Origin of the sequence: Ruegeria sp. YS9 (assembly GCF_024628725.1) — a bacterium.
GTDB classification, from domain to species: Bacteria; Pseudomonadota; Alphaproteobacteria; order Rhodobacterales; family Rhodobacteraceae; genus Ruegeria; species Ruegeria atlantica_C.
Map to the genome: position 1 here is coordinate 511,977 of NZ_CP102409.1, position 18,084 is coordinate 530,060.

Consider the following 18,084-nt stretch of genomic DNA (forward strand, 5'->3'; position numbering starts at 1 on the left):
CGGGCCTTTGCAGATCAATCCGGATATCCGGTTCAGCCGAGCTTTTCGGTCAGTTCCGGCACCGCCTGGAACAGGTCTGCGACCAGGCCGAAATCGGCGACCTGGAAGATCGGCGCCTCTTCGTCCTTGTTGATCGCCACGATGACCTTCGAGTCCTTCATGCCGGCCAGGTGCTGAATCGCGCCCGAGATGCCGACGGCAACATACAGATCCGGGGCAACAACCTTGCCGGTCTGACCCACCTGCCAGTCGTTCGGCGCATAGCCCGAGTCAACGGCCGCGCGCGACGCACCAACCGCGGCGCCCAGCTTGTCGGCCAGGTTTTCGATCAGTTTGAAGTCTTCTTCCGAGCCGACACCACGGCCGCCCGAAACAACGACGCCGGCCGAGGTCAGCTCGGGACGGTCGCTTTCGGCCACCTTGTCTTCGACCCATTCCGACAGGCCGGGGTTTTCGCCGACTGACACGGTCTCGACCGTGGCCGAACCGCCTTCGCCGGCCGCGTCAAAGCTGGCGGTCCGGATGGTGACGACCTTCTTGGCGTCGTTCGACTTGACGGTCTGGATCGCGTTGCCCGCGTAGATCGGGCGCTCGAAGGTCGAGCCATCAACAACGCCGGAAGCATCCGAGATCACCATCACGTCCAGCAGGGCTGCAACGCGAGGCATCACATTCTTGGCGTCGGTGGTGGCCGGCGCCACGATATGCTCGTAGCCATCGGCCAGGCCCACGATCAGGGCCGCGGTCGATTCCGCCAGGCGGTGGCCCAGCGACGGGTCTTCGGCGACCAGAACCTTCGACACGCCGTCTATCTTGGCCGCAGCCTCACCGGCAGCAGCGGCCGAGCCGCCCGCGGCCAGAACGGTCACGTCGCCCAGCACTTTCGCGGCGGTCACGGCCTTTGCGGTCGCATCCATCGCCAGTTCGCCGTTGTTCACTTCGGCAAGCAGAAGTACAGCCATTACACAGCCCCCGCTTCTTTGAGTTTCTCGACCAGCTCGTCCACCGAGCCCACGATGATGCCAGCCGCGCGCGCCGGCGGCTCTTCGGTCTTGACGATTTCCAGACGCGGGGTGACGTCGACGCCGTAGTCGGCGGCAGTTTTTTCGTCCAGCGGCTTTTTCTTCGCCTTCATGATGTTGGGCAGCGAGGCATAGCGCGGCTCGTTCAGGCGCAGGTCAACGGTGATGATGGCGGGCATCTTGACGCTGATGGTTTGCAACCCGCCATCGACCTCGCGGGTGACCTTGGCGGTGTCGCCTTCGATGTCCAGATCGGATGCGAAGGTGCCCTGGGACCAGCCCAGCAGCGCCGACAGCATCTGGCCGGTGGCGTTCATGTCGTTGTCGATCGCCTGCTTGCCGCACAGCACGATGCCCGGCTGCTCTTCCTCGACCACCTTGGCCAGGATCTTGGCAACGGCCAGAGGCTCGATGTCCTGGTGGACGTCATCCGCCGCGACCACAAGAATGGCGCGGTCCGCACCCATGGCCAGCGCGGTGCGCAGGGTTTCCTGCGCCTGCTTCACGCCGATCGAAACCGCAACGACCTCGTCGGCCTTGCCGGCTTCTTTCAGGCGGATCGCCTCTTCCACCGCAATCTCGTCGAACGGGTTCATCGACATTTTGACATTGGCGAGATCAACACCGCTACCGTCCGCTTTCACGCGGACCTTCACATTGTAGTCAATCACGCGTTTGACAGGCACCAGTACCTTCATTGTAGCGCTTTCTCCTCAAAAAAACGGTAAGCCGCGAAGGCGACTCCACCAATGCTCTCGACCGACTAGATAGCGCCTGCCGCAGTGGCACAACAGAGCAAAATCGTCACGTCATGGCGTCGGGACGTCGCGTTTTGCAATTTTTTTGCAGATAGGCGAAAGAATATTACCCACGACCTCTGTATTTCGCGATCACCGGTTCGCGCCGGGAACCCACAACACGTCGTCTTTGCCGTTTGCGTTTGCGCAGCGCGCAGCAACAAAGAACCAGTCGCTGAGACGGTTGAGGTATTTGACCGCCACGTCGTTGACGGGTTCCATATTCGTCAGTTCGACCGCAAGCCGTTCGGCCCGGCGCGAAACGGTGCGGCACACATGCAGATGTGCTGCCAGACGCGAGCCACCAGGCAGGATGAAGCTGCGCAGAGGTTCCAGCGCCTCGTTCATTGCGTCGATCTCGGCTTCCAGCCGGTCGATCTGGGCGGACACGATGCGCAGGGGGGGATAGTCGGCCTCGGCATCTTTTTCCATGTCGGGTCGGCAGAGGTCGGCCCCCAGATCGAACAGGTCATTCTGAATGCGCGACAGCGCGATTTCGACATCGCCTTCGGCCTCGGTCCGTGCCACGCCTACAAAAGCGTTCAGCTCGTCCACTGTGCCATAGGCTGCGACGCGGCCCGAATACTTTGCCACGCGCTCTCCGTTGCCCAGGGCGGTTTTCCCGTCATCGCCGGTGCGCGTGTAGATTTTGTTGAGTACGACCATTTATTGAACTCCCTGTCCGCGCAGATACACGAAAAGCACGATCAGCAACACGGCGATGAACTGAAAGAGAATGCGCAGGCGCATCATCTTGTTGCTTCTCTTCGCCGCCTCCATGCCGCCTTTGCCGAAATTCGCGATGCCCAAGGCCAGCACGACGACAACTGCCGCCATGGCCAGAAGAAGAATGACCATTACAAGGTCCATTTGAAGTCACCGTCCGGTTTTTTCGATTACCACCCATCTAGCGTCCGGAGGTCGAAAAGCGAACGGGAAATATCGTCTCAGATATCCGAAAGGATTCGATCAGTGGCGTTTGTAGGCAGAATCCGGCGCAGGATTCCGGCGATGTATGTCGGAGTGGTCACATAGTAACGTGGTCTGGGGCGTCGGGCCTCGACCGCATGGGCCAGCTTGTCCGTGACGGCAGAGGCGGGCAGTTCAAACCGGTCCGGCCCACTGCTTTCGTAAAGACGCTTCAGCAGTGATCCTTCATACTTTTCCCGAATGGCCGAGTTTTCCCAGTCGATGTATTTCTCGAACATGGGGATCGCCTTTTCCCGGAGTTTCGAGGTGATGGGGCCGGGCTCGATCAGGGAGACGTGGATGTCGGTATCCCGAAGCTCCAGCCGCAGCGTGTCGGTCAGCCCTTCGATCGCGTATTTCGTGGCGACATATGCGCCGCGCCACGGGAAGGCGACAAGACCCAGAACCGAGGAACACTGCACGATCCGGCCATGACCCTGTTCCCGCATGACGGGAATGACCTGTCGGGTCAGCTCGTGCCAGCCAAAGACATTGGTCTCAAATATATGGCGCAGGCCATCCGTCGGAACATCCTCTACCGCGCCGGGCAGGCCATGTGCGCCATTGTTGAACAGGGCATCCAGCGAGCCGCCTGTTGCCTCAAGAACATAAGACAAACCCGACGTGATGCTGTCTGTATCGGTGTAGTCGATTCTGGGGCTTTCAAAGCCTTGTGCGCGTAGGCGATCACAGTCGCGTTGCTGGCGGCAGGATGCAAAAACACGCCAGCCTCGTGCACGCATGCCGTGTGCCGCGTCCAGACCGATGCCTGACGAGCATCCCGTGATAAGAATCGATTTCTGCATATGCCTTCCGAGCCTGATCCCCGCCCATAGCTATGGCGGGGTTTGCGGCAGGGCAATGACACTTCGATGTCAGTTCGTTGTTTTCCGGACGAGTGATGCCGAAATCCACCCAACCTGTTGCCCCGGCAACACGCGCAGGCGCAACCAGCCGGTACCTGAATCCCCAAAGACTTCAACCTGCTGACCGATCCTGGCCTTGCCGATGATCGGATAGATCGTCCCCGGTCCATCGCGCAGGTTCACGCGGGTTCCCGATATTTCGCGGATATCCTTGGCGGCCTCGACAGGCGCGGGCAGTTCAACCGTTGGCAGCTCGGCGTCGGTGGTGACCTGCTCGAGAGAGGCCAGACCCTGTTCCAGCGACGCAAGGGTCAGAGTGACGTTTTCGTCAGCGAACAACGAGGGGTTTGCCTTCAGGCCAGCCGCAACTTGCGACAACAGCGCTTTGGTTTCTGCTTCATCCAGCTCGGCGACGGGTTCAGTGACCGGTGCGACCGGCACCGAGGGCTTCACCGCAGCACGCGCGACCAACGTTTCCGCGGGCGCGGGTTCGATAGCTGGCTTTGAAGGTCTCGGGGCATTGGCAACACGCTCGGGCTCTGTGCTGCGGACCCCGCGCGGCTCAAAGTCGGGGCCTCCGCTCATCACGTAAAAAGTCCAGCCGAGTGCGGCGAAGGTAACAAGTACAAGGCGCGTCATGGCGCATCCCCCAATTCAATCGTAACAACAAAATAGGCAGCAATCATTCAATTGTTGGAATGGTAGCATAATAGAAGGGCAGAGTCGAAAATTCGGGGAAAACACCGACTTGCCTCCCCCTGTTGCAAAAAGCCCGACTTGTCCCCAGTAAAATACGCGTTGCTTGCTTTACCAAGGCGTCCTTGCGTCGTATCACATCATATATGAACGATACGATCGACGACCCCAACATGGAGGCCCCCGACCACGGGGGTGAGGTGGCAGAACCGCTGCGCCGCGCGATAGGTGAGCGTTATCTGACCTATGCGCTGTCCACCATCATGCATCGTGCCCTGCCGGATGCGCGGGACGGATTGAAGCCGGTGCACCGGCGAATCCTCTATGCGATGAGAGAGCTGCGACTCAGTGCAACCGGAGGTTTTCGCAAGTCCGCCAAGATTTCCGGCGACGTGATGGGCAATTACCATCCGCACGGCGACGCCGCGATTTACGATGCAATGGCGCGCCTGGCGCAGGACTTCAACGTGCGTTACCCGCTGGTCGACGGTCAGGGGAATTTCGGCAATATCGACGGCGACAACCCGGCGGCCTCGCGTTACACCGAGGCGCGCATGACCATCGTGGCCGAGGCGCTGCTTGAGGGTCTGAACGAAGACGCCGTGGATTTCCGCGACAACTATGATGGCACGCTGACCGAACCGGTGGTGTTGCCTGCGCAGTTTCCGAACCTGCTGGCCAACGGCGCCAGCGGTATCGCCGTCGGCATGGCCACGAACATCCCGCCGCACAACATCTCGGAGCTTTGTGACGCCTGCCTGCACCTGATCAAGACGCCGGATGCGCGCGACGACACGCTGCTGAACTACGTCCCCGGACCGGATTTTCCGACCGGTGGCGTGATCGTCGAACCGCCCGAGAACATCGCCCAGGCCTATCGTACCGGGCGCGGCTCGTTCCGGCTGCGCTGCAAGTTCGAGGTCGAGGATCTGGGCCGCGGTCAGTGGCAGATCGTCGTTACCGAGATTCCCTATCAGGTTCAGAAGTCCAAGCTGATCGAAAAAATCGCGGAACTGATCCAGAGCAAGAAAATCCCGATCCTCGCGGATGTGCGCGACGAATCCGCCGATGACATCCGTCTGATCCTCGAACCGCGCTCCAAGAACGTGGACCCCGAGGTGCTGATGGGCATGCTCTATCGCAACTCGGACCTCGAGGTGCGGTTCAGCCTGAACATGAACGTGCTGATCGACGGGGTGACGCCCAAGGTCTGCTCGATGAAAGAGGTGCTGCGCGCCTTCCTCGATCACCGGCAAGAGGTGCTGCTGCGCCGCTCGCGTCATCGCATGGCCAAGATCGACCACCGGTTGGAAGTGCTCGAAGGCTTCATCGTCGCCTTCCTGAACCTCGACCGTGTGATCGACATCATCCGCTATGACGACGACCCCAAGGCCGCGCTGATGCGCGAGGACTGGGGCATCGATCATGTCCGGGCGACCAGTGAGGCCGACTATGTCTCTCCCAAACCGGGCGAGGGCGAACTGTCGGAAGTTCAGGTCGACGCCATCCTCAACATGCGCCTGCGCAGCTTGCGCCGTCTGGAAGAGATGGAGTTGGTTCGCGAACGCGACGCGCTGATGGAAGAACGCGCCGAACTCGAAGATCTGCTGGCCGATCCCGCCCTGCAATGGGCCAGGATTGCCGAGCAGTTGAAAGAGACCAAGAAGACCTTTGGCAAAGACTACGAAGGCGGTGCGCGTCGAACGCAGTTCGCCGAGGCCGGGCAGATCGAGGAAGTTCCGCTTGAGGCGATGATCGACAAGGAACCGATCACGGTCGTCTGCTCTCAGATGGGCTGGATTCGCGCCATGACAGGCCATATCGACCTGAAGCGCGAGTTGAAGTTCAAGGACGGCGACGGCCCGCGTTTCATCTTCCACGCGGAAACGACCGACCGGTTGCTGGTCTTTGCCTCGAATGGCCGATTCTATACTGTCAGCGCAGCCAACCTGCCGGGTGGGCGCGGCATGGGCGAGCCTTTGCGCCTGATGGTGGATCTGCCCAACGAGGCGCAGATCATCGACATTCTGATCCACAAACCCGGCCGCAAGCTTTTGGTGGCTTCGGACGCGGGCAACGGCTTCGTGGTGCCCGAAGATGATGTGCTGGCGCAGACGCGCAACGGCAAACAAGTGCTGAACGTCAAGGGTGACGAGACCGCGATGATCTGCAAGCCGGTTGACGGAGACCACGTCGCCGTGGTGTCGCAAAACGGCAAGTTCCTTGTTTTCCCAACCCAGGAGCTGCCCGAGATGACGCGCGGAAAAGGCGTGCGTTTGCAAAAGTACAATATGGCGCGTGGCCGGCAGGGAACGCTCGAGCTGGATGGCGGTTTGTCGGATGTAACGACCTTCAACTGGGAAGAGGGCCTGAAATGGTCCATGGGCGGCGACAAGACCCGACATGAGGCGGATATGACGCAATGGCTGGCAAAACGGGCCAGCGTCGGGAAAAAACCGCCCTATGGCTTCCCGCGTGACTATAAGTTTTCGTGATCGCGCAGCAGCGCGGGTGAATTTCCGCCGATACGGCTTGGCACAACCCGTATCGGTGCGCTAGATCAATAAAAAACAGGCCTATCGAGACGAGACATGTTGCGCATTCTGACGCTGATCACCGGACTGGCCCTGATGGCCGCTTGCACACAGACACAGGTGTATGAGCCGCCTGAATCCCTCGGAGAATTCAAGCTTCGTGTGAATTATGCCTTTGCGGACAAGGCCGTTCAGGGACCTGTATCGCGGGACGCCACACCTGAAGAATGGACAAAAGCGATCCAGAACGCGGTTGATATTCGCTTGGGGCGTTACGACGGCTCGCAGGAATATGACGTCGGCATTAGTCTGGAGGGCTACATGCTGGCTCCGCCGGGGATCCCTGTGATTTACAATCCCAGAAGCACTGCGATTGTGCTGGTCAACGTCTATGACGTGAAGAATAAAGAGTTTCTGGCCAAGGGGAAGCAATTCCAGGTGCTGGAAGACACCACCGGCGGAAGTGCATTTAAAGGGTCAGGGCACGAGCGCACTAAAGAAGAACAGATGAGCGGCCTGGCCCTCAAAATAGCCGACCGTGTCGAGGAATGGCTGGCTGAAGAACATGAAGAAAATGGCTGGTTTGACAAAAGGCCGGACCTGATCCAGCCGTTGGAATCTGTCGAGGTTACGCAAAATCCAACGTGATCGGCGCATTTCCCTCAGGATGTGCTTGATTTTCCCCTTTGAACCAAATATCTCGCGCGCGCAGATGTAACCACGGGACCAAGGGTCCCCCAAATCGCAAAAGGGCGCCTGAGGAATGGCAAAGGAAAAGTTTGAGCGTACAAAACCGCACGTCAACATCGGCACGATTGGCCACGTTGACCACGGCAAGACCACGCTGACCGCAGCAATCACCAAGTATTTCGGTGACTTCAAAGCGTATGACCAGATTGACGGTGCGCCGGAAGAGAAAGCGCGCGGCATCACCATCTCGACCGCCCACGTGGAATACGAGACCGACAACCGCCACTATGCGCATGTCGACTGCCCCGGCCACGCCGACTACGTCAAGAACATGATCACCGGTGCGGCGCAGATGGACGGCGCGATCTTGGTTGTGAACGCCGCAGACGGCCCGATGCCGCAAACGCGTGAGCACATCCTGCTGGGCCGCCAGGTTGGCATCCCGAAGATGGTTGTGTTCCTGAACAAAGTTGACCAGGTTGATGACGAAGAGCTGCTGGAACTGGTTGAGATGGAAGTTCGCGAACTGCTGTCCAGCTACGACTACCCCGGTGACGATATTCCGATCATCGCAGGTTCGGCTCTGGCGGCGATGGAAGGCAACAACCCGGAAATCGGCGAGAACAAGATCCGCGAACTGATGGCGGCTGTTGATGAATATATCGACACCCCTGAGCGTGCCGTTGACCAGCCGTTCCTGATGCCGATCGAAGACGTGTTCTCGATCTCGGGCCGTGGTACCGTTGTTACGGGCCGTGTCGAGCGTGGCGTGATCAACGTTGGCGACGAGATCGAAATCGTCGGCATCCGCGACACCACCAAGACCACCTGCACCGGCGTTGAAATGTTCCGCAAGCTGCTGGACCGCGGCGAAGCGGGCGACAACATCGGCGCGCTGCTGCGTGGTGTTGACCGTGACGGCGTTGAGCGTGGCCAGGTTCTGTGCAAGCCGGGTTCGGTGACCCCGCACACCAAGTTCGAAGCCGAAGCCTATATCCTGACCAAGGAAGAGGGCGGCCGTCACACTCCGTTCTTCGCGAACTACCGTCCGCAGTTCTACTTCCGTACGACGGACGTGACCGGCACCGTGACCCTGGCCGAAGGCACCGAGATGGTCATGCCCGGCGACAACGTGTCGTTCGGCGTTGAGCTGATCGCGCCCATCGCGATGGAAAACGGCCTGCGTTTCGCGATCCGCGAAGGCGGCCGCACCGTGGGCGCCGGCGTTGTTTCCAAAATTATTGAATAATTCGCGCAAGCGAATGATCAGACGGAAAGGGCGTCCCGCGGGGCGCCCTTTTTGTTGCTGTGATTTATTGCTTCGACTGTTGAACGGCAATAAACTGCATCGGCATTTGTTAAAGTAGTCTGCGACAAGGAGTAGATTGGGTGGAGGAAGGCGAGACTGATATTGAAGAAAGTGGGCCCAAGTTGCCACTTCAAAATGCTAAAGGAGAACTGACTGAGGCGTTAGAACTGCGATACAAGAAGTATGAATTGCGGCTTGTTGGCTTGGGTGTTTTGATCTCATTGTTGGGATTGGGTTTTCTGGGATGGCAACTAATAATCTTAAACAAGCAAACGATTGTGCTAACTCAGTCAGTTTATAACCAAGAAAGGTCAATTTCGTCTAAGGACAAGATGGATGACTTTGGAATAAAGCGCTTTTTACTCGAAAGATTTTCACCAGATGTATCACCTGAATTTGTCGAAGGGCGGTATTCAGGTGAGTTTGAACATTTTGAGTTTGAGTGGAAGGTCAGAAACAATGGAATTAATCGTTTAGCTGCAGCAAACTATTTCACATTCGATTTTGTGCGTTGCTTTAATAGAGACTTCTGGACCGGAGCGCATTGGGAAACTTTCGCGGAATACCAAACAGCCCAAGACATTACAAATAATGACGGTGAAGGCAGCGCGCTCCTAGGCCTCGACTTAGAAAAGGAAAAGACCACTTGGGTAACGCTACATTCGGACGTTGCCACGCCTGTTAAGTACCACATCCCTTTTTCGGGAAGTGACTACGCTAATTTTCAGGAAGGCGAGAGGATAGGAGTTCAGGTGCTTGCGACTATTTTCGACCCAGACCAGTCATATTTTAGAGATGAGCTAGAAGCACTTGAGTATAGATATGGCACGCAAGTAATCGTAAAAGGCCGTCCATTGGTATTTCCTGCAATTGTCTACACACTTAGTCGAGTTGAAATGTTCGAACTTACATCTGAAGGTTGGTCCAAAATACCCAGTGATGAATCCTGTACGAAATTCATCTTGGAAGATACTGATTGATTGGCTCTTATTGCTTCCAACTTCCCCCTTACCAAACTCTACCAACCCCACCAACACGCGCGCGTTCTCAACGAGAACATCAAGGCGGGGTGATTCCCGCTTTTGAGGCGTGACGAAGGTTGGCGATGCGCGTCTGTCCTCCTCTTGCCGCAACGTCAAGGAAACGGGCAGAGCGTCTCATGTGGGCGCGGTCCGCGCGGATTGAAGCCCCTATTTGGCAAGGGCTGTGATCCAAACCGGCGGCTGACGGTCTTGCCGACAGCCGCTGGTGATTGCAAATCAGGACAGTGCTGATTCAGCCGCCGCCCGAACAGCCCGGATGTTCTCACCATAAACCTCCGGCTGATCCACCGATCCGCCCTTGAACACCGCGGAACCGGCCACCAGCACATCCGCACCCGCCGCGGCCACCAGCGGGGCGGTATTCGGGTCGACGCCACCGTCAATCTCGATATGCACCGGACGATCACCGATCATCTGGCGCAGTTTTTTGACCTTGCCGGTCATGTCGATGAATTTCTGGCCCCCAAAGCCGGGGTTCACGGTCATCACGCAAACCAGATCCGTGAGGTCCAGCAGATGCTCGACCGCTTCGGCGGGGGTGCCGGGGTTCAGGGCAACGCCGGCTTTCATTCCGGCACCGCGAATGGCCTGCAAGGTGCGATGGGTGTGGGGGCCAGCTTCGACATGTGCGGTCAGAATGTCCGCTCCGGCATCGGCATAGGCCTGGATGTAGGGATCGACCGGCGTGATCATCAGGTGAACGTCCATCACCGTTTTCACATGCGGGCGAAAGGCTTTCACGGCTGGAGGGCCAAAGGTCAGGTTTGGAACGAAATGGCCATCCATCACGTCAACATGAACCCAGTCGGCGCCCTGCGCTTCGATGGCCTGAATTTCCTGTCCGAAATTGGCGAAATCGGCGGACAGGATAGACGGCGCGATCTTGATGGTGCGGTCAAAGCTCATGGTGGCCTCGTATCAGCTGAAGAGTCGCGGATGCGTATACCCGTGAGCCGGTGGGATGGATAGCCCCCGCAAACGCTGTGTTGCCACAAAACTCTCACCGCGTGGCATCTGACCCAATGGGCTGAGACCTGGGACCGGCGGTCGGATGCGGCTGAGAACCTTTGTTGGCTTATGCCTCGTTCAGGGTCAGCGTTACACGCTCACCCGCGAAAACCGTGCGGCCGTACTCGACTGGCCGTCCATCCGGGTCGGCATTGATGCCGACCGAGAAGAGAACAGGAGCACCTTCAGACAATTGAAGTTGCAACGCCTGCGTTGCGGTCGCCCCGCGGGCGGTCAGGCGAGTCGACACGCGGACGTAATCCCTGACGCCGCAGGCTTGCAGCGCTTTGGTGACAGATTGGGTTTCGGTCAATGTCTGCAAGATATCCGGAAATCGTTCCGCGGGGAAAACGCTCTGAAACAGGGCTATGGGCTGCCCGTCTGCCAGGGACAATCCGTCATAGACGTGCACTGGATCACCCTTGTTCAGGCCCAGAGCTTCGGCTTCGGCTTCATCGGCGACGCGCGTGGTCAAAGCCAGGATTTTCTTGCCCGGTATCTTGCCGCTGGCCGAGATGTTCTTGTGATAGCGCACCCTTTTGCCGATCGGATAATCCGTTGGCCGTGCCGCAACAAAAACGCCCGCACCGCGCCGAGCGTGCACCAGACCCTGATCAGACATGTCAGCCAAAGCGCGCCGTACCGTGTGGCGGTTGACGCCATAGGTGGCGGCCAGCTGGGCTTCGGTCGGCAGGCGATCTCCGGTTTGATAGCGTCCCTCGGCGATGTCCGAGGTCAGGCGCAGGGCAATACTTTTCCAGATCGGCGTTTTGCTCACACCACCAAACCTTCAAACGGTCGCAGATTGCGTTTTGACAACCTGTCAGTTAACATTTGTCTAGTTGTATAGTTCATGTAGACAACCTGTCCAAGAGGCTTTGATGGCAAACCAGACGGAAATCGGGATCAAGGCACGGAAGGAATGGATGGGTCTGCTGGCGCGCGCGCCGGACGCCGCCCTGATGACGCTGTGGGACGGCATTCAGGACTGCCCGAGTTTCGAATGGCTGCGCAGGCCCGAAGTGGGTGGTGTCATGGTGCGTGGCCGCATCGGAGGAACCGGCGCTTTGTTCAACCTGGGCGAAATGACCGTTACGCGCTGCTCGGTCGTGTTGCAGGATGGTACGGTCGGTCACGGATATGTTCAGGGCAGGTCGAAATCCAAGGCAGAAGCGGCGGCATTGATTGATGCGATGATGCAGACGGTCGCTTCTGATGATTTGCAGGAACGGCTGCTTGATCCGTTGAGGCTGCAAATGCAGTCGATCAAGACAGCGCGCGCCGCAAAGGCAGCGGCCACCAAGGTCGAGTTTTTCACGCTGGCTCGGGGGGAAGACTGATGCCTGATCAAATGCGGTTCTCGGGGGGCTTTATAGACGCACCTGTCGGCGCGGCACATGCATTCCGCGCGGCCATGACCGTCATGGCGCGTCCGGGTGAAATCCGCGCGCTGGCTGGCTGTGAACCACCTGCGCCCTTGTCCGTCGCGGCTGGCACGCTGCTTCTGACGCTTTGCGACGCCGAGACAAATGTTCACCTGGCGGGTGAAGCCGATACCGGTTCGGTGCGCGAATGGCTGACCTTTCACACGGGTGCACCGATAGTGGCGGCGGAAGAGGCTGATTTTGCCCTAGGCACGTGGGATGCATTGGCGCCGCTCAAAACCTATCGTATCGGGACGCCGGAATACCCGGACCGGTCCGCGACGCTTGTTGTGGAATGCAGGCGGCTGGAGCAGAATGGTGCGGTTCTGAGCGGCCCCGGCATCCGGGACACGGCGCGGCTTTCTCTGCCGGATGTTCAGGCTCTTCAGAACAATGCGCTGCTTTACCCTTTGGGGTGTGATTTTTTCTTTACCTGCGGTGAGGCGGTCGCGGCTCTGCCGCGTAGCACGCAAATCAGGTCCAGGGGGTAAGCCATGTATGTCGCTGTCAAAGGAGGCGAAAAAGCCATCGAGAATGCCCATGCGTGGCTTGCCGAAGAACGCCGCGGTGCAACAGATGTCGCGGAACTGAGCCTTGCGCAGATCCGTGAACAGTTGAGCCTTGCGGTGAACCGGGTCATGGCCGAGGGGTCGCTGTACGATCCCGACCTTGCCGCGCTGGCGATCAAACAGGCACGCGGCGATCTGATCGAAGCGATTTTCCTCGTCCGCGCTTACCGCACGACCCTGCCTCGTTTCGGCTGTTCCAATCCCGTCAAAACCGGCGACATGGCCTGTGATCGCCGGGTCTCGGCCACGTTCAAAGATGTTCCCGGTGGTCAGGTTCTGGGGTCAACCTTCGACTACACCCACCGACTGCTGGATTTCAAGCTGGCGGCCGAGGGCGAAATTCCAAAGGCGCCTGAAGGCCCCGTGCGGCTGGAACCGACGCCGCATATTACCGCATTCCTGAAGGATGAGGGTATCATTCAGGATGAACCGGCCCGCGATGACGTTCCGGGCGATCTGACCCGTGAACCGATGGAGTTCCCGTCCACCCGCCCGGTGCGCCTTCAGTCGTTGACCCGTGGGGACGAGGGTTTTGTGCTGGGCATGGCTTATTCGACCCAGCGCGGTTACGCCCGCAACCACGCCTTTGTCGGAGAATTGCGTATCGGCAAGGTCGTGGTTGAGCTGGACATCCCCGAGCTGGGCTTTGCCATCGATATCGGCGAGGTCGAGCTGACCGAATGTGAAACGGTGAACCAGTTCACCGGTTCGAAAACGGAACCGCCGCAGTTCACGCGCGGCTATGGGCTGGTCTTTGGCCAGTCTGAACGAAAATCCATCGCGATGGCACTGGTCGATCGGGCCTTGCGGTGGGAAGAGTTGGGTGAAGACAACGTGGGCGCGCCCGCGCAGGATGAAGAATTTGTCCTGAGCCATGCGGACAACATTCAGGCTACCGGCTTTCTCGAACATATCAAACTGCCGCATTACGTCGATTTCCAGTCCGAGCTGGAACTGCTCCGCAAACTGCGCCGAAAGGCCCAAGAGCGCATGTCAGAGGAGGCCGTGGAATGAAAGCCGTCGTTTTTGATATCGGAAACGTGCTGGTCCAGTGGGATCCGCATCTGGCATGGCTGGAGGAGATGGGCAGCCGCGAGGCGGTGACAGAGTTCCTGACGCGCATCAATTTCCCCGAACGCAACCTGAGGGCCGATGGAGGAGAGATGTTCGCCGATCTGGCCGCTGAACTGGATAATGCGGAAGATCGGCAGCGCCTCAGTGTTTACGTTGAACGTTATGCCAGAACCGTTCCGCAAAAGATCGAGGGGACCTGGCAGGTGCTCTATCGGTTGAAAGAAAAGGGCACTCCGGTTCACGCGATCACCAATTGGTCAGCGGAAACCTGGCCTGTCGGAGTGGGGGCACATCCTGAATTGGGCGAAGTGTTTGGTGTCACCGTCGTGTCGGGGCAGGAGAAGCTTTTGAAGCCTCAGCCAGAGATTTTCAATCTGCTGTGCAAGCGGGCCGGGCTTTTACCTGAGAACTGCATTTTCATCGATGACGGGCTGCACAATGTCGAAGGCGCGCGTGCTGTGGGCATGGATGGGATCCACTTCTCCGCGCCGCACGCGCTGGAACGTGCTCTTGCAGAAAGAGGCTGCTTATGAGCGCATACAATTTCGCCTATCTGGACGAGCAAACCAAGCGGATGATCCGCCGGGCGATCCTCAAAGGCTTGGCCATCCCGGGGTACCAGGTGCCGTTTGCCAGTCGCGAGATGCCGATGCCCTATGGCTGGGGTACCGGGGGCGTACAGGTTTCAGCCGCTGTGTTGACGCCCGAGGATACGTTCAAGGTGATCGATCAGGGCGCAGACGACACGACCAACGCCGTATCCATCCGCAAGTTCTTTGAAAACACCGCAGGGGTCGCCACCACGGAAAAGACGGAAAAGGCCACAATCATTCAGACCCGCCACCGCATCCCCGAGACGAAGTTGCGCGAAGACCAGATCATAGTTTATCAGGTGCCGATTCCGGAACCTCTGCGCTTTCTGGAACCGCGCGAGACCGAGACGCGCAAGATGCACAGTCTTGAGGAATACGGGCTGATGCATGTGAAACTGTACGAGGATATCAGCCAGCACGGGGCGATTTCGACCGCTTATGCCTATCCGGTGAAGGTGTCGGGGCGCTATGTGATGGACCCGTCCCCAATTCCGAAATTCGACAATCCAAAGCTTGAGATGGACGCGATCCAGCTGTTTGGCGCCGGGCGCGAGCAGCGCATTTATGCGGTGCCACCGCATACCAGGGTCGTGAGCCTCGATTTCGAGGACTATCCGTTCGAGGCCACCAAGGCCGATCATCCCTGCGACCTGTGCGGGGCCGAAGACAGCTATCTGGATGAGGTCATCATGGATGACGCGGGCAGCCGGATGTTTGTCTGTTCCGACACGGATTACTGCCGGTCACTCCGTGAGGCGGGGCATGCAGGCCGATTGGCCGGAAAGAACGCGCAATGACTCCTTTGTTGCAAGTCAAGGGCGTTGAAAAACGCTATGGCCGCCGGATCGGATGCGCGGATGTGAATTTTGATCTCTTCCCCGGAGAAGTGATGGGAATCGTTGGTGAAAGTGGGTCCGGCAAGTCGACCTTGCTCAACTGTATGGCCGGTCTTCTGAAGCCTGACGCCGGGCAGGTGATTTTTGATACCCGTGCAGACGGCCCGGTCGATACGGTCACAATGTCCGAGCCAGAGCGCCGGATGCTGAGCCGCACCGACTGGGCCTTTGTCCATCAACACGCGCGCGACGGGTTGCGGATGTCTGTCAGCGCAGGAGGCAACATAGGCGAGCGGCTGATGGCCGTCGGCGAACGCCACTATGGCAGCATTCGGGGTAAGGCCATTGACTGGCTGAGCCGGGTCGAAATTGACGAGAGCCGCGTCGATGACCGCCCCAGCGCGTTTTCGGGCGGGATGCAGCAACGTTTGCAGATTGCGCGCAATCTGGTGACAGGTCCTCGGCTGGTGTTCATGGACGAACCGACTGGTGGTCTGGATGTGTCGGTGCAGGCGCGTTTACTGGATTTGTTGCGCGGACTCGTGCGTGAAATGAGGTTGAGTGCGATCATCGTCACCCATGATCTTGCCGTGGTGCGTCTGCTAGCGGACCGGTTGATGGTGATGAAACGCGGTCGCGTGGTCGAGGCCGGGCTGACGGATCAGGTACTGGACGACCCGCAACATGCCTATACGCAGTTGCTGGTATCCAGCGTTTTGCAGGTTTGAGGCTTTGGGGAAAGATGAAGCGATGATTGAACTTGTTGATGTCAGCAAAAGCTTCACCCTGCACAATCAGGGCGGCGCCACGATCCCGGTGGTGAAAGGCGCGTCTCTGAAAGCGGAGCCGGGTGAGTGCGTCGCCCTGACCGGGCCGTCGGGCGCAGGCAAATCCACGCTGATGCGGGTGATCTACGGCAACTATCTGGCGGCCTCTGGTCAGGTGCTGGTTGCCGGGTTGGACGTGGCCCGGGCTGAACCGCGACAGATCCTGTTGCTGCGTCGTGACACTTTGGGCTATGTCAGCCAGTTCCTGCGGGTCGTGCCCCGGGTGCCGACGCTGGACGTTGTGGCCGAGCCGCTGCTGGCCGTGGGCTGTGACAGACAAGTGGCAATGGACAGGGCAGCCGGGTTGCTGAAACGGCTGAATATTCCCGAACGCCTGTGGACCCTCAGCCCAACGACCTTCTCGGGCGGCGAAAAGCAAAGAGTGAACATCGCGCGGGGCTTTGCGCCCGAATATCCGGCAATGCTGTTGGATGAACCGACGGCAAGCCTGGATGCACAGAACCGGGAAACCGTTTTGTCCCTGATCGAAGAGGCCAAGAACAAGGGCGTGACGATTGTCGGGATTTTTCATGATCTCGACGCACGCGAACGGGTCTGTGACCGCGAGGTCGATGTCTCGGACTTCACGCCGGGGAAGGCTGCATGACGCTTGCTCCGGTCATAGCGGTCGTCGGCCCTTCGGGTGTCGGAAAGGACAGTGTAATGAACGCGTTGGTGGCCCGGGCGTCGGGTGTTCAGCAACTGCGGCGGGTGATTACCCGCCCCGAAGGCGAAGACGGCGAAGATTTCGACCGGGTCTCGGTCCAAACATTTCAGCGGATGGAACGGGATGGTGCGTTTGCGCTGAGTTGGCATGCGCATGGGCTTTGTTACGGCGTACCGAAGACGATCACGCGGCAGCGGCAGGTGGCCGAGGCCGTTCTGGTCAACCTGTCACGAACGGTGTTGCTTCAGGCGCAGGAAGTGTTTGGTGATCTGATCGTGATTTCCCTGACGGCAAAGCCCGAGGTTCTGTCCGAACGCCTGTCCTTAAGAGGGCGGGAAAGCAAGGCGGAACAGACGCGGCGTCTGGACCGGGCCCAAACGTCTTTGCCCAACGGTTTGAACCGGGTCTTGGAAATCGACAACTCTGGTGCGATGGAAGATACGGTTGCCGAAATCCTGTCGCAGCTTCAACCGGAGAGCGCGTAGCGATGGATCAGGTGAAACCGCCCGTCCTCAGCCTCGCCCGCAAGGGCCAGATCCGTGATCTGGAAGGGCTGCGGCAGCAATGGGGCCAGATGGGTTTGCAGCGCGTTTCGAGTTGCTCTCAGGGTTGGTTTGTCCAGCTTGCCGCTCAGCGTGATGTGAAAGCGGAACGCGTTCAGTACGTAAGGATAGCCCCACTGAACCAGGTTGGCGTCTTGCTCTGGGGTCAACCCGGCGGCGCGGCGGCGGGCCAGTGCGGCCTCGGAGGTGGGCGCACGAAAACTGTCCAGTTCCCGAACACAGGCCGCGGCAAGCGCATTCAACGCCCGCGTCTCACCCAGCGGGCGCAAGGCCAGAAAACGGCCAAACCGAGCGATCTCGAGGCCACCCAGCGACACAGTCGGTTGGCGGGAGGCGAGCGAGATGCACGCCTCTTGCAGGGCTTCGAACGTTTTGCCGTCGCGCAGTCTGAACGGTGGCTTCAGCGTCGCGTGCAGCCCGTACTTGCGCGGCACCTCCGTGACAGCGGCAACGTCGATGCCTTCGACAATCGGATGGGCAACCGGCTTTCCCGCCTCCATGTCCCAACCCAGCCAGCTGGTTGCAAATTTCGCCCATTCCGCGCCCGCCGGTGGCGCAAAATAGATCGCGTATCGCGTGAATGTCATATCGGCCTCC

The 18,084-nt window shown here is 59.1% G+C and carries 21 protein-coding genes; 12 read left to right on the forward strand and 9 right to left on the reverse strand.

Features of this window, described 5'->3' with window-relative positions; translation table 11 throughout:
- Positions 1 to 32: 32 nt before the first annotated feature.
- The 6 genes from NOR97_RS02755 to NOR97_RS02780 all read right to left on the reverse strand — a co-directional run bounded on the left by NOR97_RS02755 (position 33) and on the right by NOR97_RS02780 (position 4,293).
- Entirely contained in the window at positions 33 to 962 is a 930-nt protein-coding gene (locus NOR97_RS02755; RefSeq protein ID WP_257600139.1) for an electron transfer flavoprotein subunit alpha/FixB family protein, read from the reverse strand.
- Positions 962 to 1,720, reverse strand: coding sequence for an electron transfer flavoprotein subunit beta/FixA family protein (locus NOR97_RS02760; protein WP_170344858.1), 759 nt, complete (start codon positions 1,718 to 1,720; stop codon positions 962 to 964). The genes NOR97_RS02755 and NOR97_RS02760 overlap by 1 nt, the downstream gene beginning before the upstream one ends.
- A 192-nt stretch (positions 1,721 to 1,912) precedes the next feature.
- Positions 1,913 to 2,485, reverse strand: a complete 573-nt coding sequence (locus NOR97_RS02765) for a cob(I)yrinic acid a,c-diamide adenosyltransferase (protein ID WP_170344859.1) — start codon at positions 2,483 to 2,485, stop codon at positions 1,913 to 1,915.
- Positions 2,486 to 2,689: a twin transmembrane helix small protein gene (locus NOR97_RS02770; protein ID WP_171727088.1), complete on the reverse strand. Its 204-nt coding sequence runs from the start codon at positions 2,687 to 2,689 to the stop codon at positions 2,486 to 2,488.
- Positions 2,690 to 2,766: 77 nt separating this feature from the next.
- On the reverse strand, positions 2,767 to 3,594 hold the full coding sequence (locus NOR97_RS02775; RefSeq protein WP_170344861.1) for an SDR family NAD(P)-dependent oxidoreductase: 828 nt from the start codon (positions 3,592 to 3,594) through the stop codon (positions 2,767 to 2,769).
- 69 nt (positions 3,595 to 3,663) lie between these two features.
- The gene (locus NOR97_RS02780) at positions 3,664 to 4,293 is read right to left on the reverse strand and encodes an SH3 domain-containing protein (RefSeq protein WP_253285455.1); all 630 of its coding nucleotides are present in this window, start codon (positions 4,291 to 4,293) and stop codon (positions 3,664 to 3,666) included.
- Positions 4,294 to 4,496: 203 nt separating this feature from the next.
- Here NOR97_RS02780 and NOR97_RS02785 point away from each other — a divergent pair, with 203 nt between their 5' ends.
- The 4 genes from NOR97_RS02785 to NOR97_RS02800 all read left to right on the forward strand — a co-directional run bounded on the left by NOR97_RS02785 (position 4,497) and on the right by NOR97_RS02800 (position 9,863).
- Positions 4,497 to 6,845 (forward strand): DNA topoisomerase IV subunit A, encoded by a 2,349-nt coding sequence (locus tag NOR97_RS02785; protein ID WP_257600140.1) that lies wholly within the window; start codon positions 4,497 to 4,499, stop codon positions 6,843 to 6,845.
- A gap of 96 nt (positions 6,846 to 6,941) precedes the next feature.
- Positions 6,942 to 7,532: a hypothetical protein gene (locus NOR97_RS02790; protein ID WP_257600141.1), complete on the forward strand. Its 591-nt coding sequence runs from the start codon at positions 6,942 to 6,944 to the stop codon at positions 7,530 to 7,532.
- Positions 7,533 to 7,647: 115 nt separating this feature from the next.
- On the forward strand, positions 7,648 to 8,823 hold the full coding sequence (gene tuf, locus NOR97_RS02795) for an elongation factor Tu (RefSeq protein WP_152457114.1): 1,176 nt from the start codon (positions 7,648 to 7,650) through the stop codon (positions 8,821 to 8,823).
- Positions 8,824 to 8,963: 140 nt separating this feature from the next.
- Positions 8,964 to 9,863: a hypothetical protein gene (locus NOR97_RS02800; protein ID WP_257600142.1), complete on the forward strand. Its 900-nt coding sequence runs from the start codon at positions 8,964 to 8,966 to the stop codon at positions 9,861 to 9,863.
- Between the two features lie 279 nt (positions 9,864 to 10,142).
- Here the strand turns inward: NOR97_RS02800 and rpe are convergent, their stop codons facing one another.
- Both rpe and phnF read right to left on the reverse strand, forming a co-directional pair.
- Positions 10,143 to 10,832 carry a ribulose-phosphate 3-epimerase gene (gene rpe / locus NOR97_RS02805; RefSeq protein ID WP_257600143.1) on the reverse strand — a complete coding sequence of 230 codons (690 nt, stop codon included), beginning with the start codon at positions 10,830 to 10,832 and terminating at the stop codon, positions 10,143 to 10,145.
- Between the two features lie 169 nt (positions 10,833 to 11,001).
- Positions 11,002 to 11,712 (reverse strand): phosphonate metabolism transcriptional regulator PhnF, encoded by a 711-nt coding sequence (phnF, locus tag NOR97_RS02810; protein WP_257600144.1) that lies wholly within the window; start codon positions 11,710 to 11,712, stop codon positions 11,002 to 11,004.
- A 103-nt stretch (positions 11,713 to 11,815) separates the two neighbouring features.
- Here phnF and phnG point away from each other — a divergent pair, with 103 nt between their 5' ends.
- The 8 genes from phnG to phnN are packed head-to-tail and all read left to right on the forward strand — an operon-like array spanning position 11,816 to position 17,409.
- On the forward strand, positions 11,816 to 12,274 hold the full coding sequence (gene phnG, locus NOR97_RS02815; RefSeq protein ID WP_257600145.1) for a phosphonate C-P lyase system protein PhnG: 459 nt from the start codon (positions 11,816 to 11,818) through the stop codon (positions 12,272 to 12,274).
- Entirely contained in the window at positions 12,274 to 12,849 is a 576-nt protein-coding gene (gene phnH / locus NOR97_RS02820; protein ID WP_257600146.1) for a phosphonate C-P lyase system protein PhnH, read from the forward strand. The genes phnG and phnH overlap by 1 nt, the downstream gene beginning before the upstream one ends.
- Before the next feature lie 3 nt (positions 12,850 to 12,852).
- The gene (locus tag NOR97_RS02825) at positions 12,853 to 13,941 is read left to right on the forward strand and encodes a carbon-phosphorus lyase complex subunit PhnI (RefSeq protein ID WP_257600147.1); all 1,089 of its coding nucleotides are present in this window, start codon (positions 12,853 to 12,855) and stop codon (positions 13,939 to 13,941) included.
- Positions 13,938 to 14,534: an HAD family phosphatase gene (locus tag NOR97_RS02830; protein ID WP_170344870.1), complete on the forward strand. Its 597-nt coding sequence runs from the start codon at positions 13,938 to 13,940 to the stop codon at positions 14,532 to 14,534. Before NOR97_RS02825 ends, NOR97_RS02830 begins: the two co-directional genes overlap by 4 nt.
- Entirely contained in the window at positions 14,531 to 15,391 is an 861-nt protein-coding gene (locus NOR97_RS02835) for an alpha-D-ribose 1-methylphosphonate 5-phosphate C-P-lyase PhnJ (protein WP_257600148.1), read from the forward strand. Before NOR97_RS02830 ends, NOR97_RS02835 begins: the two co-directional genes overlap by 4 nt.
- Positions 15,388 to 16,158, forward strand: a complete 771-nt coding sequence (gene phnK / locus NOR97_RS02840) for a phosphonate C-P lyase system protein PhnK (protein ID WP_257600149.1) — start codon at positions 15,388 to 15,390, stop codon at positions 16,156 to 16,158. The genes NOR97_RS02835 and phnK overlap by 4 nt, the downstream gene beginning before the upstream one ends.
- A 22-nt stretch (positions 16,159 to 16,180) precedes the next feature.
- The gene (gene phnL, locus NOR97_RS02845) at positions 16,181 to 16,864 is read left to right on the forward strand and encodes a phosphonate C-P lyase system protein PhnL (protein WP_170344873.1); all 684 of its coding nucleotides are present in this window, start codon (positions 16,181 to 16,183) and stop codon (positions 16,862 to 16,864) included.
- Complete coding sequence (gene phnN / locus NOR97_RS02850; protein ID WP_257600150.1) at positions 16,861 to 17,409, forward strand: phosphonate metabolism protein/1,5-bisphosphokinase (PRPP-forming) PhnN; 549 nt, start codon at positions 16,861 to 16,863, stop codon at positions 17,407 to 17,409. The genes phnL and phnN overlap by 4 nt, the downstream gene beginning before the upstream one ends.
- Here the strand turns inward: phnN and NOR97_RS02855 are convergent.
- Positions 17,391 to 18,074 (reverse strand): DUF1045 domain-containing protein, encoded by a 684-nt coding sequence (locus NOR97_RS02855; protein WP_257600151.1) that lies wholly within the window; start codon positions 18,072 to 18,074, stop codon positions 17,391 to 17,393. The two genes, phnN and NOR97_RS02855, sit on opposite strands and share 19 nt — an antisense overlap.
- Positions 18,075 to 18,084: the final 10 nt, after the last annotated feature.